This window comes from Leptospira sp. GIMC2001, from assembly GCF_028462125.1.
Classification (GTDB): Bacteria; Spirochaetota; Leptospiria; order Leptospirales; family Leptospiraceae.
In genome coordinates, this window is the sequence record NZ_CP115468.1 from 979,757 (window position 1) to 993,069 (window position 13,313).

The following is a 13,313-nucleotide window of genomic DNA, read 5'->3' on the forward strand; positions in this document are numbered from 1 at the left end:
ATCAACATATAAGAAGGTTATATGAAGTTTATAAATATTCTCGTTTTTCTAATGGTTTCTCATCTAACTCTAAATTGCTTAAACGATTTAGCAGGTGGAGAGTCAGATTCATGCAAGGACGCTAAGAATATAGCGATACTTTGTCGATTGGAAGCGACTAGAATTAATAATGAATGTTTAGCGAATTCCGAAACTCCACAGCTTGCAAGTCTTGAATGTTCTCCTCAAAGAGTCGGGTATGAAGCTCTATGCACATCGATAGAGGAGAATGCGTGCGATTGACCACTTAAAAAAATTAGGAAAAGGTAGTCCCCGATTATGCAGTGATACCAGTTTTGAAAAATCACATTCGTTTTATTTCAAATGGGTCGCCCTAGCTCAAGACTACAGATTTAGGATAAATTCTTCTCGGACAAAAACACCGCAGATTAGCTTTTTTTAAGCTGACAAATAAATTATTTCTTCAATACAATGATCCATTGGTTATTCAGAGAGTCAATCTAGAGCTCAAATGTAACCACTGGAAACTGTTCGATGATTTTTATCGATTCTTAGTTTCCATATTGATATCTAAGTTAAGCTTAAGGGAGTTCTCAATTGCAAATGCAAAATTATATAATTGGTTTTTTTATTTTATTAAGCACATCAACTTGTTACCTCCATCATGCGAATATTCAAGGAGACGCATACGGAGCCAAATCTCTAATCTTCGGAAAGGGAGAATTATTCAATGGAACATTACCAGTGCGAGTTGAATTTGATTCTAGTGAGAAAGCATTTGTAAAAGAATATTTAAAACGTAAAGGTCAGAATATCGAAGTCTCTGACAATACGATCGAAAGTTATTTCTCAGAAGAAATTGTAGCAAAGTTTCGAAATAGTCAATACTTCACCCATAACTCATCCGCAAATATGAAGATTCGTGTTGTCTCTTCACTTGAAGAAGTTAAAAGTCCAGTGATCAGTTTGGTTGCAGCAATTGGAACTTTAGGAATTTTTCCTGCTATAAAGAGAACCTATGGAAGAGTGCAGTTTGAACTGTATGATTCTTCAAAGAACAAAAGTATTCGTACATTCAAATATCCGATTCAACACCGAGAGTTTTTGGGAACTAGTACTATCATTCTTGGTTCAATTCTTCCATTATTGAGTGATCGTTTCGATCATTCAACCAACGAGAAGAATTTTGCAATTATGCGCGTAGCTTTCCAACAATTTGAAAATGATTTAATGGCTGAATTGAATCAAGATAAAGCTCTCGTTAAAAATTTTACAGCGGATACAAATAAGGTATATGCTCTGCTTCCTTTTTCTAAAAAAGCTAATTCTAGTCGTTCATTCGAAGATCAACTCCATTCTGCATTAGAGTCACAATTTGTAAAATCTGGATTGAATATGGTGGAAAGAAAAAAATTGGATGCTCTCCTCAATGAAATAAAATTTGCAAATACAGGACTGACTGCCTCGAACCGAATAGCATTTGGAAAGTTGACCAATGCAGATCGATTGATATTAGTTGAAGACTTGGTTTTTCAAAAGCCTGGTACAACCAAGACGACGGAAATTTTTTATTCAATCCGATGTGTGGATATTGAAACCGGGAAAATTTTGTGGTCCAAGCGATCAAATTATATTAGCGCGGAATCCCAGTCAATGGATTGGCATATTGGTCTATCGGCAAGGGATACTCTTTATAAATTGCAAACCAGTGGCGATATATGAAATATCTTGTTGTTTTTTGTAAAAAGAAAACATTTTTTCCAATAGTATTTGGTTTGGTTTTTTGCCAATGGAATTGCTTTATGCATTACACAGCGCAAATCCCACCAAGCAAAGAATACCAACAAGACAGAGTTGATTTGGGTCGAATTCAACTTCCTGTTAAATTGAAGTTGGATCGATCAAGTATTCCGAAAACTATTCCAGTGCGTGTAAAGACTACTAAAAATGGGCAAATCGAGATAAGCGTTTTTAATGAATATAGTAAAGAAAATGAATATATTATAGAAAACTATTATTCAGAAGAGATACTATCGAAATTTCAAATGAGCGAATTATTTGTAAGTAATCCAGATGCGAATATACTAATTTTAATAAAACCACTTCCAGAGAATATTGAATATTTTCCGGATCAACTTTTATCATATTTTACAGTTTCCATCATACCTTATGAAAAAATGTCCTCTGGACATATTCAGTTTCAAGTTTTTGATCTCAATAAAAATGAAATACTTAAAGAATACAATTATGATTTGCATCATACGGTATATGAAGGTATTTCCAATTTTTTTCTATCTCCTTTCCTTCCTTTATTCTCTGACTATATTGATCATTCGACTAACGAGCGCAGTTTTAGTGTAATGCGGAGAGCCTTCCAAGCTTTCTCGCGAGATTTTAGGATCGATCTGAATCGCGATTCGCAGTTTCGAGAGAGATTTTTCATTTCTGATTCGCCTAGATATTCACTAGTGATTGATTCCAATAAAATTGATAATTCGAATGAGACTTCTCTAAACAAAAAGTATGAATCTCAATTTATAACTGCTTTGGAATCAGCTTTGCTTTCAAAAGGATTTTCGATCTTCGAAACCGATGAAGAAAAAATTACGGCAATTGAAATCGATCGTACAATAAAGATTCAAAATTTTAATTATAAGGAAGTTGGATCTAGAAATTCAGGTTACAAATCAATAAAGTATATGGCGATCTGCGAAGATGTAAAAACAGGCAAAATTTATTGGAATCAAACAGTAGAATATAAGATTCGGAATAGAATTCCAAAAGATGGATCAAATGTCCAAGTTAATTTTCATACTCCAGGAGTTAAAAATATTCAGGCCGAGTATGATATCATTCAGCAATCGGTTAGCAAACTTTTTCACCAGCTTATTCGCGATGGAATAATTTAGATACTTAGATAGGAGAAAAAGTTTCTAGTATTTATATATATTCTTATTCCTATTAATATATTCATATAGAGAATTATTGTATCTTGGATGGAATTCCCCGTCACCAACCGAATCTAAACTTGAATTAGAATTCTTGCAGGAAGAATGACAGAGCTTGTATCTAGGATCTGTTTGATAACGTTCAAAACCAGTATGATCCACAATTTTACTATTTCCAGTATTTGATCCGTGACCTGTAGCAACTGCCGCAATTAAACCGGCAAAGCTAACAGCAGATAAAAAATTCTGAAGTCTATCTGATTTTTTGTAGCAGCTTTGCATGCAAGAATTGAATACTAGAGATTCTTTAGATTCAGTCGCAAATATAGAGAATGGAAATAAAGTGCAGATTAAAAATATTACCAAATATTTAGATTTCATAAAGGAAATATAAATATTTATCTAGAAAAAGCAAGTTTTTTAATTTTGAAATTCTGTGACCATGGACTTCAGTTTAAGAACCATTTACAAAATCCCCAGTAATAAATTCTAAATATTATAGAAAGCGCTGGGGATTTTATGAAACTGAAAGGACTAGGCTGCTTTACGTTCTGATTTAGCTGTGTAGTCGAATCGAACTTGTTGCGCAGAAATTTTAACCTTCGATCTACTAGTTCCATCTGGACTTTTCCAGCGATCTTGTTTTAAAAGTCCAATTATAGTTACTTTACTTCCTTTCTTAAGATATTCTCCACAATTCTCTGCAAGCTTATCCCATGTCTCCACTTCGAAAAATGAAACTTCTTGCTCTCCATCATGATCTTGTTTGGTCGAGTGATTAACAGCTATTGTAAAGCTTGTTACATTTTTGCCAGTGCTTGTCTTCTTTGTTTCTGGATCGGAAGTTAGATTTCCATCTGCGAATATATACGCTAAGTTATTACCTTTCATGCTTGAACTCCTTTGTTGTGCATACTCAAAAGATTTCTAGATGCTCTAAGAATATGAGAATACTTAAGAAAAAATTCTATAACATTTAAAAAAAATTTAAAAGGAGAATCGCAAACATTCGTCGATACTGAAACTGTAAGGATTTATATGTTAAATATCGATTATTCAAGAAGACTAAAGACTACTGGAATGTATACCCAAGCGAGTCCTGCAGTTGCGCCTCAGCAATCCATTCTGCCAAAGGGTCGTTCTCCTTTTCCACTTTTTATTGGAGCGATTTTACTCTTCACTGGTGGGATGGTAACGGGACTTCACCTCAATCAGACCGAACAGAATTTTCAAAAAACAGGCGAGGAATCCATTTCCCTTAGAAATACTTCTCCCGACAAAAAAATCATAAGTGAAGAAAAACAGAATTCTAGTATGGGAAAAATCATCACGGATACATCTGAATCTAGAATATCTAGTGAAGAATCTAAAGCAGTTCTCAGCGATTCATCCGTTTCCGAAAAAAAGCAAGATCCTAGCATTACAGAAAATTCTTACTATCCGAAAAATCTAAAATTTCCCCCGAAAATGGATCAAATCAACTATTTGATCCAAATTGGTGCTTATGAACCCGCTGAATCCGCTAGAGTTGGCAAATTAATCTTAAAAGAAGCTCCACAGTTCCAAGGACGGTTGTTTCGTACTTCCACAGGCAAGCTATTCGCGGGCTATTTTTACAAGCAAGATGAAGCAAAAGATGCTCTGAAAGCATTGCGAGCGTTCGAAAAAGATGATTTTACGGATGCTGATCTCAAGACTGTTCGATTCTGACACATTAATTACACAATCTGCCTGAAAAATACAGAGTTTTTTATAAAAAGGAGCTTGACACCGTTATCTTGCTCCTTCAATCTCAGCTTAGAGTTTTAACGGAAGTTATCATACTTAATTGGCCGCCAAGAAGAAAATAAAAGCAGTTACCACTTTCAAAGTAGGAGACTACGTGGTTTATCCAATCCATGGGGTTGGGGAAGTCACGGAAGTTACTAAGAAAAGTATCCTCGGTAAAAAACGGGATTGTTATACTATGGAAATCCATGGTACGAAGATGAAGGTTATGATTCCAGTGGAGAATGCAGATATAGTCGGCATTCGGTCCATCATTGACAAAAAAGATGTCAAGAAAGTCCTGAATCTTCTGAAGAAAGATGAAGTAGACACCGAGGAAGATTGGAAACTCCGCTACCAGAACAACTTGAATAAGATCAAGTCAGGTTCTATTTACGAAGTAGCGGATGTATGTAGGAACCTATTCAAGAGGGCATTTGGCAAGGAACTCTCCATCATGGAGAGAAAACTTTACGAGAGTGCTTATAACCTTGTGAAAATGGAAATTTCTCTAAGCAAGGGGGTTCCGACGGAAGAAGCTGGCAATATTGTCTCTGATGTATTGGCTAGTTCTCTGGGCGAGATTCCTCAGCTACCTCCTGGCGATGACGAAGTAGATATTTAACCGTTATCTCTCAATATTTATTTGAGGGTAACATAATGAAGCATGCCTTAAATGTGCTCGCCTCTATTTTGGCGGGACTTGCCTCTTCTTATTTCATTTTTTCTGATACAAATGATGTAGTATTCAGCGTCGCAGGAGGCACTATCGCCTTCGTTGTTTTTCTTGTCGTCTTCTATGGCGAAAAGAAATTATTTCCAGAATGGAAGGGTGATCTACTTTTCTGCATCGGTGTCGGTGCATTGGTCGGGGTCATACTTTCCTTTTTGGTTGTAAAGCTCTTTGTAACCGATGGATCTCGTGGAATTCCGGTCCTAGTAACCTTAATTCTTGGACTTCTTGGGAGCCGTGCTGGAGTTGCTTTCTACAAACATCCTGGGCTTGCGATTTTTGGTGGTGGAGCTAAGGATCTAACTTTTGCTGAAGGTGCAATCGAAGACGTTCGGGACAAAATTTTGGACACATCCGTTGTTATCGATGGTCGTATCTTGGATATTGCAGATACACACTTCATTGATGGACCTCTGATTCTTCCCAACTTCGTTCTTCGTGAGATTCAGCTTATCAGTGATTCTTCCGATCCAATCAAACGAGCTCGCGGTCGACGTGGTCTGGATATGTTGAACAAGCTACAGAGAAAAGGTTCGATTGAAGTAAAAATTACTTACGCAGACTATTCTGACACAAGAGAAGTAGACGCAAAACTCATCAAGCTTGCAATTGATACTGGTGGCAAAATTGTAACCAACGATTTCAACTTGAATAAAGTTGCTGAGCTCCAAGGCGTCAAAGTTTTAAATCTAAACAACCTTGCTAATGCATTGAAACCAGTCGTTCTTCCTGGCGAAGAATTGAATATCAGCGTTATCAAAGAAGGTAAAGACGAGAACCAAGGTATTGGTTACTTAGAAGATGGAACCATGGTCGTAATCGAAAATGGCGGATATTTGGTTGGTAAGGAAGTAAAAGTTGTAGTAACTTCGATTATCCAAACCAATGCAGGAAAAATGATATTTACCAAGGTGAACAAGTAAAAAACCCTGTAAGGGATGAACTGGAAATCTTGGATCTTCCCAATAACTTCTGCCCTATGGGTAGGAGTTTTTTCAAATTACGCATTTGCCCCCTTTAGCAATGCAATCCTTGTATGGCTTGCACCCTGGGGGCTTTTCTATTTAGAGAGCCGCTACCGTGGCCAATGGAAGAAGCTCTTCTGGGCAGGATGCCTGGTCGCAATTGTTTTCTATTCCTTCTCTTTCAATTGGATCATTTATATGACGGTCGTCTTTGGCGGCTTTCCCATGTTTCTCGCTTTACCGATCTTTTTTATTTCAGCAATCATTCTCAATCTTTGGTTTCCATTTTTCTTGATGTTGTTTTCTTTTCTTATCATCAAGGTAAAAAAAGAATTCGCTTGGGTTGCAGGATTTGTCTGTCTACTGGGAGAATTTGTCACACCACAAGTCTTTCCTTGGTATTGGGGAAGCATAGTGGCCGGACATGAAACTCTCGCTCAAACAGCGGAGATCATGTCGATCTATGGTCTCAGCTTTTTATTGTTTGTTGTCTCATATACTATGTATTCCTGGTGGGGTCGAGATATTCTTTTATCTCCTGCGAGGTGGAAAAGAATTCCGCAGCGGTTTCGACTATTGCAAAAGTTATATCTTCCTATAGCACTATTTATCATTTTCTATGTCGTAGGATTCTCGTTATACGTTAAATGGAATAATGTAGTGCCATCTCGTTACGTAGATACTTTGGTTATTCAACCCAATGCTCCCTTAGAGTTTCGTGATGGAAGAAGTGTTGCCGAGACAATCAACGATCTTATGAAACGAATTGATGAATTGGCTGTTCAAGGCAAAGCATCCAGTCCAGATCCAGTTGACTTGATTGTTCTGCCAGAATCAGGAGTTCCATTTTTCTCAGCTCACAAACATTCGGCGACAATCAGTCCGCCCATGTATTGGGATCGGTACGATTCACTTATGTTTCTTCTTGCCAATCGATTGCAATCCAATATTTTCTTCAATGAATTGGATGCATCATTCAAAGACAATATTCGAACCAGAGCCAATCGAAGACTTTACAATAGCTCTACTCTCTATGATCCAAATGGGGAACGGAAGAAATCCTATCAGAAAGTTTTTCTCCTGATCTTTGGTGAATACATGCCTTTTGATTGGATGTATGCACTCAGTCCGCAGACAGGACGTTTTGAGCCAGGCAAAAGTCTTGAGCTAATTCCCTATTATTCGAAAGAAAGAAAATTAGATAGCGAACTTCCTAAACCTATCAGCTATGAAGATACCTTAAATATTGGTAAGCCTGACGTGGAAAATTATTATAGTGAATTGAAAACTCCTACGACAGAAGTTGGTAAATTTCTTCCTTTGATTTGTTATGAAGTGATTGTTCCAGAATTTGTCCGGACTTTTCGGGATTCTGGGAATCCAGACTTTTTTGTAAATGTAACTAACGATAAATGGTACGGAGTGTCCGCCGAGACTTTTCAACACGGTGATCTTGCAAGAATTCGTTCAATAGAATGGCGCAAATGGATGGTTCGTTCAACGAATTCTGGTTCGTCTTTCTTTGTGGATCATCTGGGTAGAATTGTTGATAACGAATTCTCGGCTCAAGAAGCATCATTATTTATGCGAAAGAAAGTGGGTGTTGTCGATTCAGAACAAACCTTCTATGTCAAATATGGAAATCTACTTTCTTGGATGATCTTACTCGGTCTAAGTATTAGGTATGGATTTATCTATTGGAAAAAGAGGAAGTAAGTTTTGAATTTTTCTTTTCGAAGTCTAATGGACAAATTTCTTTTCTATCGCACAAGAATTGTTCTCGCAGCATACTTCTCTGTAGTTGCGCATATTAGCTTTATTGTATATGCTTCGAATTCTAGTCCTGATTTGAATGGGCAATATATCTGCGCGCCATTATGGATGTATCCAACACAGCCAGAGGGAATTACGGAAGAGTATACTTTCAAAATGGAATTTAGTGATGAGCAAGGTGATGGCGAAGGAAGCATTGAATTCAGTATGGATGGAGAAGACGGAGACTCAGGGAATCCGGGAGAGTTCGGAGAAATGCCAACGAATCCTGAATTCGACAAGTCAAAGTTTGGTGAAGGGCAGTGGAAAGATCTTGTAGAGAAATTAGAAGAATCCAGTAATCTACGAAAGAATTTCAAAAATAGTTATGATAATATTGTAAAGGATGGATCGGTTCCGGATTCCTATATCTATAGAAATAGAGAATACGAAGATATAACAGTGAAGGAAGTTTTTCCAACGATTCACAATATCGACAAACCCTTCGAAGAAGAAATTAGACAAGCACCCGCCGATCTTGTCACTCACCAAGAAAGAAACAAAATCATTGATCTCTATCGCAATAAAACGGACGAAGGCGATGTAATTCAAATCAACGTTGAATCCGACGGCGAGAAAACCAATAAGTCCGTCCTAGAAATGCCCAAGCAAGATCGGATGACTTATCTCGATCAGTCCATAACGAAGAAAAAAGAAATTCAAATGAAAGAATTTATTTCTCGATTTATGAATTATGACCCCGATAAAGGAGATCTACCTAATTTTGTTCGAGATTTGTATTACGAAAACTTGCAGAGATTAGCGTATCCTTTTAGTTCTGATCCTACTTACTTCTCCATTGATTATTTCCAAGAAAATCTGAATAAAGAAGATTTCTTGAAACATTCGCTCGCTTTGTATTCTGAATTCCAAGAAAACAAAGTGGGAACGGAAATTCTATTTACTCTAGAAAATATTTACGACATCCAATCGAGAGCTCTCGCAGAATACTTTAAAAATGCAGCATTACTTTCTAGCTTATCACCTGAACAGAAGAAACAGCTACGAGTCGAAGTAATCAGAAGGGTTTTAGAAAAATACAAACCAATTCTCAAAGAAAAAAATATAAAATCTATGGAGGACGTAAATCGCCTCTATACTCAGAAAAAATTAGAAATCATGGATACGATTCTAAAGAATACTCCGGATAATTATCGCAGATCTGACGCAGTATTCGAAAAGGGAAGGATCCATTGGGAATACAGTCAAACTCTTCCTCCGGAAAAAAGAATCGATCATCAGAATGCAGCAATCCAGCTCTGGAAATCTTTGCGGTTAGGTCAATCCAACAGCGGTGATTTCCTAAACAGTACGGCACTCGAAGATGTGATGGGTGTTTTAAATTCAAGTTCGGTTAACGCATTAGGAATGATCGATTTCAATTCACAGAATCATATTTCGTTTATTCTTAGAAATCGAATCAGCAAACAGTTGAATGAGAAAAAAATCCGCGAAGACAAACTACTTTGGAAGAAGAACGAAGCGAAACAGCTACAAGAAAAGAAGTAGTGTTCTGTAAATGACAACCCACTTTGCAATCTATTGGGATCTAATCAAAGCCTCCATCCAAGCACGGATGGAATATCGTTGGAATTTTTTTATATTTATTGTAACTTTATTATTTTTATACGCCGCTCAGATAATCACAGTTAGTGTAATCGTCAACCGATTCAAAACTATTGGTGGATGGTCACTCGGTGAGGTAGTTTTTTTATACAGTATACTGATCCTTGTCGGAGGCATTGTCTCAAGTGTTTTTACCGGCGTCTTGGAGTTCGGAAGTCTTGTTAGACTTGGGGGTTTTGACAGGTATTTGATTCGTCCAATTTCTCCGTTGGGACAGGTGATATGTATGGGATTTGATGTATCAGGAATTGCCCATCTAAGTCTTGGAACTTTTACATTCATATATGCGAATAAGCTTGTGGATATACATTGGGGAGTGATTAATATCGTCCTTCTTATCTGTTCACTTATTGGGGGTGTGATGATCATGGGCGGAATACGAATTTTGATTGCATCCGTTGCATTTTTCTCAATCAACAATCAATCGCTAGTTCATCTTTTTATTTTCTCAGCACGAGAGTTCTTATTGTATCCAGCGAGCATTTACACTCGGGGTGTGCAATTCTCCTTAAGTTTCCTATTTCCAATTGCATTTGTGAATTTCTATCCGGCAGCTTATTTTCTGAATAAGGATACAGGTTTGCATCCATTATTTGGTTTAGGAACTCTTCCAATTGGAATTGCAGTCTTCTCGATAGCTATGTACTTTTGGCGAAAAGGTATTAAAGCATACGAATCAGCAGGTGGTGCCTAAATACAACTATATTCTTTTTTTGTAATGTAGTGCAATTGCACCAGATGGAAATTTTTCTGATCCAATCAAATCTAGTAGAAGATTGTTTTGCATACTTGTCTGATTGAATAGTTTTGGACCTTGCCCAGCGATTACAGGATGAACGACAAAATAATATTCATCTATCAATTCTTGTTCTGTTAACTGAGACGCTAAACTCAAACTTCCAATGTAAATATCTTTTCCAGGTTGCTTTTTTAAACTCAATACTTCATCTACCAGATTATTTTGTGCAAGTACTGAGTTAGATTCATTTATTTTTTGCAATGATCTTGAGAAAAGAATTTTGTGAACGGAGTCAAATGTTTTTGCGAACTCATTAGATGAAGCATCTTCATTCTGATTTTTTGCAATTTCAGGCCAATAGGGAATCATGAGTTGGAAAGTGATTCGTCCATAAAGAATGCAGCCTGCCGAGCTAAGTAGTTTTGTAAAGAAATTATGAACAGATTCATCCGGTAGCATATTTTCATGTCCATAGAATCCGTCCGCTGTACAATTGATTGCAAAAATAACTTTTCTCATGGTTAAAAACCTCGGAGAATAAAAACTGAGTGAATGTTCATATCTAAATCATAATCCTTAAATGTAAAATTAAGAATAAGAGATTATCGAATTTATGTCTTAAGATTTTCTAAGCCGTTCTCATTGAACTCTGTTGCGTATTTTTCTACAAAGGGAGTTTCTTTTTCTATTCTCTCTTCGATTGCCATCTCAGAAATTGCTGTCTCACCAAAATGACGATAGAAATCTCTATGCGCAAGCCTGTGAATGAGCTCTTCCCAGAAAGTTTCTTCCTCATAGTATTCTAGTATCTCTGTGATCCCACTGCCTTCTTCAAATTCTCGAGTGAGAGTAAGGGCATCAGAATTCTGGTCATGGGTTACTAAATGTCCAAGTCCTACTGTATCTGCTTGGCCGTAGATATATTGAGCGATTTCGCTCATGCGATTCTCACCGGGTTCGGGATTATCGTATTCGCTGAAGCTCATAACCCAATCACCAATGAAAATGAGTTTTAAAAGTGCTTCATATTGTTCGATTGACAGCTCAAGGTTCATACAATCTGATATAACCAGGTACACCACCCTAGATGCAACGCGTTTTTTATCCAGCTGGAACAAAACTGGGAAGGGAGATTTTTAATCTTATTCCTGATTCCGAAATCATACCGTACAATCCTTCCGAATTAACATCTCTTCAATCGGAGAAAATTTCTGTTCTCATTGCCAATACTAGATTAATCATAAATGAAGAAACCATTAATCGATATAAGCATGTCTCCTGTTTTGCAACTGTGAGTTCTGGAACAGATCATGTGGATTGGAATATGCTTCGCAAATACGACCGAAAATTTATGAATTCACCCGGCTGCAATGCTTCATCGGTTGCGGAATACATTGTTGTTGCATTACATAAATTTTATAAAAATATTTCTGATCTTAGGATTGGTTTGATTGGTTATGGACAGGTGGGTAAAGTCTTAGGCAAAATCTTAGACAGCCACGGTTTAGTATGGAAATTTTATGATCCATTTATTTCGTCCAGTAAGAATTGGAACGAAGTCTGGAAGAGCGATGTTGTCAGTTGCCATGTCCCACTCACATGGGATGGTAGATATCCAACTTTTGGTTTTATCGGTGAAGGCGAGATATCAAATTTACAATCCAACTCTATGTTTATCAATACATCACGCGGTGAGATCCTTACTCAGAGTGGTGTACAATCCTTGATTCGACGTGAAGATATAAATCTTGTATTAGATGTATTTGACCCAGAACCACCTAATGAAGATTTGATTGGTAAACTAATTACAAGGAAAAACTCAATCTATACTCCTCATATAGCAGGATATAGTCAGATCGGACGCATACTTGGCATCTATAGACTTGCTTGCCGATTAGCCGAGAGAGTTGGTCGAAAGTATCCTAAGCCTATAGATAGCTTCTTACAAAAAAATCTGGATTTCAAAACAGAAACTTTTTTAGACTTTGAATCCGATCAACTGAAATCCGCATTTATTACTGGAAATAATCAGTATTTCGAAGAACGCAGAGGCAATTATCCTTTGCGAGAAGATATAGGAGTTTATTCGGACAATTCGTATTTATATAATGGGTCAACAATTGATTTATGATCCATATAAATGATTTCATGCATGATTCCATCTTTTAAGCTATAAACACATCCATGCAATTCAGGAATCTGTTCTCTATTCCATGATTTTTGAATGATTGTTGTTTTCGAAAGATTCAATATCTGTTCTTTTACATTCCATTCTGTTAGACGATCTAATTTTTCTTGGTGTGGGAGTAGATCCAATTCTGCGCTATGCTTCGTATAGACATCTTTGATGTTTCTAAGCCATTTATTGATTAGACCGAGATCTTTTGTATCGAGTGCAGCTTGCACACCTCCGCATTGATAGTGACCGCAGACAATTATGTTTTTGACTTTGAGGATTTCTACCGCGTATTGAAGAACAGATAGTAGATTGAGATCTGTATGCACAACAAGGTTTGCAATATTTCTATGAACAAAAATATCTCCGGGATTTGTATTGGTAATTTCGTTTACAGCAACACGACTGTCTGAGCATCCAATCCATAAGAATTCTGGTTTCTGAAGTTGAGTCATACGTCCAAAAAATTCGGGATCTTTCTTTTTCTTTTCTTCTGACCAAGCCTTATTCTCTAGAAGTATTTTTTCGAATGAGTTCATTGTGTATA

The 13,313-nt window shown here is 36.9% G+C and carries 15 protein-coding genes; 10 read left to right on the plus strand and 5 right to left on the minus strand.

Going from position 1 to position 13,313, the window contains the following annotated elements; translation table 11 throughout:
* The first annotated feature begins 21 nt into the window (after positions 1-21).
* The 3 genes from O4O04_RS05865 to O4O04_RS05875 all read left to right on the plus strand — a co-directional run bounded on the left by O4O04_RS05865 (position 22) and on the right by O4O04_RS05875 (position 2,909).
* Complete coding sequence (locus O4O04_RS05865; RefSeq protein WP_272534806.1) at positions 22-282, plus strand: hypothetical protein; 261 nt, start codon at positions 22-24, stop codon at positions 280-282.
* Positions 283-603: 321 nt separating this feature from the next.
* A complete protein-coding gene (locus tag O4O04_RS05870; RefSeq protein ID WP_272534807.1) occupies positions 604-1,722 on the plus strand; it encodes a CsgG/HfaB family protein in 1,119 nt (372 codons plus the stop codon).
* An 80-nt stretch (positions 1,723-1,802) separates the two neighbouring features.
* Positions 1,803-2,909 carry a hypothetical protein gene (locus tag O4O04_RS05875; protein WP_272534808.1) on the plus strand — a complete coding sequence of 369 codons (1,107 nt, stop codon included), beginning with the start codon at positions 1,803-1,805 and terminating at the stop codon, positions 2,907-2,909.
* A gap of 24 nt (positions 2,910-2,933) precedes the next feature.
* Here the strand turns inward: O4O04_RS05875 and O4O04_RS05880 are convergent, their stop codons facing one another.
* Both O4O04_RS05880 and O4O04_RS05885 read right to left on the minus strand, forming a co-directional pair.
* Positions 2,934-3,329 (minus strand): hypothetical protein, encoded by a 396-nt coding sequence (locus O4O04_RS05880; RefSeq protein ID WP_272534810.1) that lies wholly within the window; start codon positions 3,327-3,329, stop codon positions 2,934-2,936.
* Positions 3,330-3,482: 153 nt separating this feature from the next.
* Positions 3,483-3,839, minus strand: a complete 357-nt coding sequence (locus O4O04_RS05885; RefSeq protein WP_272534811.1) for a single-stranded DNA-binding protein — start codon at positions 3,837-3,839, stop codon at positions 3,483-3,485.
* Positions 3,840-3,986: 147 nt separating this feature from the next.
* Between O4O04_RS05885 and O4O04_RS05890 the strand changes: the two genes are divergently transcribed.
* The 6 genes from O4O04_RS05890 to O4O04_RS05915 all read left to right on the plus strand — a co-directional run bounded on the left by O4O04_RS05890 (position 3,987) and on the right by O4O04_RS05915 (position 10,545).
* On the plus strand, positions 3,987-4,658 hold the full coding sequence (locus O4O04_RS05890; RefSeq protein ID WP_272534812.1) for an SPOR domain-containing protein: 672 nt from the start codon (positions 3,987-3,989) through the stop codon (positions 4,656-4,658).
* 118 nt (positions 4,659-4,776) lie between these two features.
* On the plus strand, positions 4,777-5,340 hold the full coding sequence (locus O4O04_RS05895; RefSeq protein WP_272534813.1) for a CarD family transcriptional regulator: 564 nt from the start codon (positions 4,777-4,779) through the stop codon (positions 5,338-5,340).
* 35 nt (positions 5,341-5,375) lie between these two features.
* Positions 5,376-6,371, plus strand: coding sequence for a PIN/TRAM domain-containing protein (locus O4O04_RS05900; RefSeq protein ID WP_272534814.1), 996 nt, complete (start codon positions 5,376-5,378; stop codon positions 6,369-6,371).
* 15 nt (positions 6,372-6,386) lie between these two features.
* Positions 6,387-8,129 carry an apolipoprotein N-acyltransferase gene (locus O4O04_RS05905; protein ID WP_272534815.1) on the plus strand — a complete coding sequence of 581 codons (1,743 nt, stop codon included), beginning with the start codon at positions 6,387-6,389 and terminating at the stop codon, positions 8,127-8,129.
* 27 nt (positions 8,130-8,156) lie between these two features.
* The gene (locus O4O04_RS05910; protein WP_272534816.1) at positions 8,157-9,734 is read left to right on the plus strand and encodes a hypothetical protein; all 1,578 of its coding nucleotides are present in this window, start codon (positions 8,157-8,159) and stop codon (positions 9,732-9,734) included.
* Between the two features lie 10 nt (positions 9,735-9,744).
* Positions 9,745-10,545: an ABC transporter permease gene (locus tag O4O04_RS05915; RefSeq protein ID WP_272534817.1), complete on the plus strand. Its 801-nt coding sequence runs from the start codon at positions 9,745-9,747 to the stop codon at positions 10,543-10,545.
* A gap of 6 nt (positions 10,546-10,551) precedes the next feature.
* On the opposite strand, the gene O4O04_RS05920 is transcribed toward O4O04_RS05915, so the two are convergent.
* Both O4O04_RS05920 and O4O04_RS05925 read right to left on the minus strand, forming a co-directional pair.
* Entirely contained in the window at positions 10,552-11,109 is a 558-nt protein-coding gene (locus O4O04_RS05920) for a dihydrofolate reductase family protein (protein ID WP_272534818.1), read from the minus strand.
* 92 nt (positions 11,110-11,201) lie between these two features.
* Complete coding sequence (locus tag O4O04_RS05925) at positions 11,202-11,645, minus strand: hypothetical protein (protein WP_272534820.1); 444 nt, start codon at positions 11,643-11,645, stop codon at positions 11,202-11,204.
* Positions 11,646-11,677: 32 nt separating this feature from the next.
* Between O4O04_RS05925 and O4O04_RS05930 the strand changes: the two genes are divergently transcribed.
* Positions 11,678-12,721: an NAD(P)-dependent oxidoreductase gene (locus tag O4O04_RS05930; RefSeq protein WP_272534821.1), complete on the plus strand. Its 1,044-nt coding sequence runs from the start codon at positions 11,678-11,680 to the stop codon at positions 12,719-12,721.
* On the opposite strand, the gene can is transcribed toward O4O04_RS05930, so the two are convergent.
* Entirely contained in the window at positions 12,673-13,305 is a 633-nt protein-coding gene (can, locus tag O4O04_RS05935) for a carbonate dehydratase (protein ID WP_272534822.1), read from the minus strand. The two genes, O4O04_RS05930 and can, sit on opposite strands and share 49 nt — an antisense overlap.
* Positions 13,306-13,313: the final 8 nt, after the last annotated feature.

What these genes read in the sequence shown, in the direction of transcription:
- O4O04_RS05865 (WP_272534806.1), top strand. Translation starts at nt 22, where the DNA reads ATGAAGTTTATAAATATTCTCGTTTTTCTAATGGTTTCTCATCTAACT.
- O4O04_RS05870 (WP_272534807.1), top strand. Translation starts at nt 604, where the DNA reads ATGCAAAATTATATAATTGGTTTTTTTATTTTATTAAGCACATCAACT.
- O4O04_RS05875 (WP_272534808.1), top strand. Translation starts at nt 1,803, where the DNA reads ATGCATTACACAGCGCAAATCCCACCAAGCAAAGAATACCAACAAGAC.
- O4O04_RS05880 (WP_272534810.1), bottom strand. Translation starts at nt 3,329, where the DNA reads ATGAAATCTAAATATTTGGTAATATTTTTAATCTGCACTTTATTTCCA.
- O4O04_RS05885 (WP_272534811.1), bottom strand. Translation starts at nt 3,839, where the DNA reads ATGAAAGGTAATAACTTAGCGTATATATTCGCAGATGGAAATCTAACT.
- O4O04_RS05890 (WP_272534812.1), top strand. Translation starts at nt 3,987, where the DNA reads ATGTTAAATATCGATTATTCAAGAAGACTAAAGACTACTGGAATGTAT.
- O4O04_RS05900 (WP_272534814.1), top strand. Translation starts at nt 5,376, where the DNA reads ATGAAGCATGCCTTAAATGTGCTCGCCTCTATTTTGGCGGGACTTGCC.
- O4O04_RS05905 (WP_272534815.1), top strand. Translation starts at nt 6,387, where the DNA reads ATGAACTGGAAATCTTGGATCTTCCCAATAACTTCTGCCCTATGGGTA.
- O4O04_RS05910 (WP_272534816.1), top strand. Translation starts at nt 8,157, where the DNA reads ATGGACAAATTTCTTTTCTATCGCACAAGAATTGTTCTCGCAGCATAC.
- O4O04_RS05915 (WP_272534817.1), top strand. Translation starts at nt 9,745, where the DNA reads ATGACAACCCACTTTGCAATCTATTGGGATCTAATCAAAGCCTCCATC.
- O4O04_RS05920 (WP_272534818.1), bottom strand. Translation starts at nt 11,109, where the DNA reads ATGAGAAAAGTTATTTTTGCAATCAATTGTACAGCGGACGGATTCTAT.
- O4O04_RS05925 (WP_272534820.1), bottom strand. Translation starts at nt 11,645, where the DNA reads ATGAACCTTGAGCTGTCAATCGAACAATATGAAGCACTTTTAAAACTC.
- O4O04_RS05930 (WP_272534821.1), top strand. Translation starts at nt 11,678, where the DNA reads ATGCAACGCGTTTTTTATCCAGCTGGAACAAAACTGGGAAGGGAGATT.
- can (WP_272534822.1), bottom strand. Translation starts at nt 13,305, where the DNA reads ATGAACTCATTCGAAAAAATACTTCTAGAGAATAAGGCTTGGTCAGAA.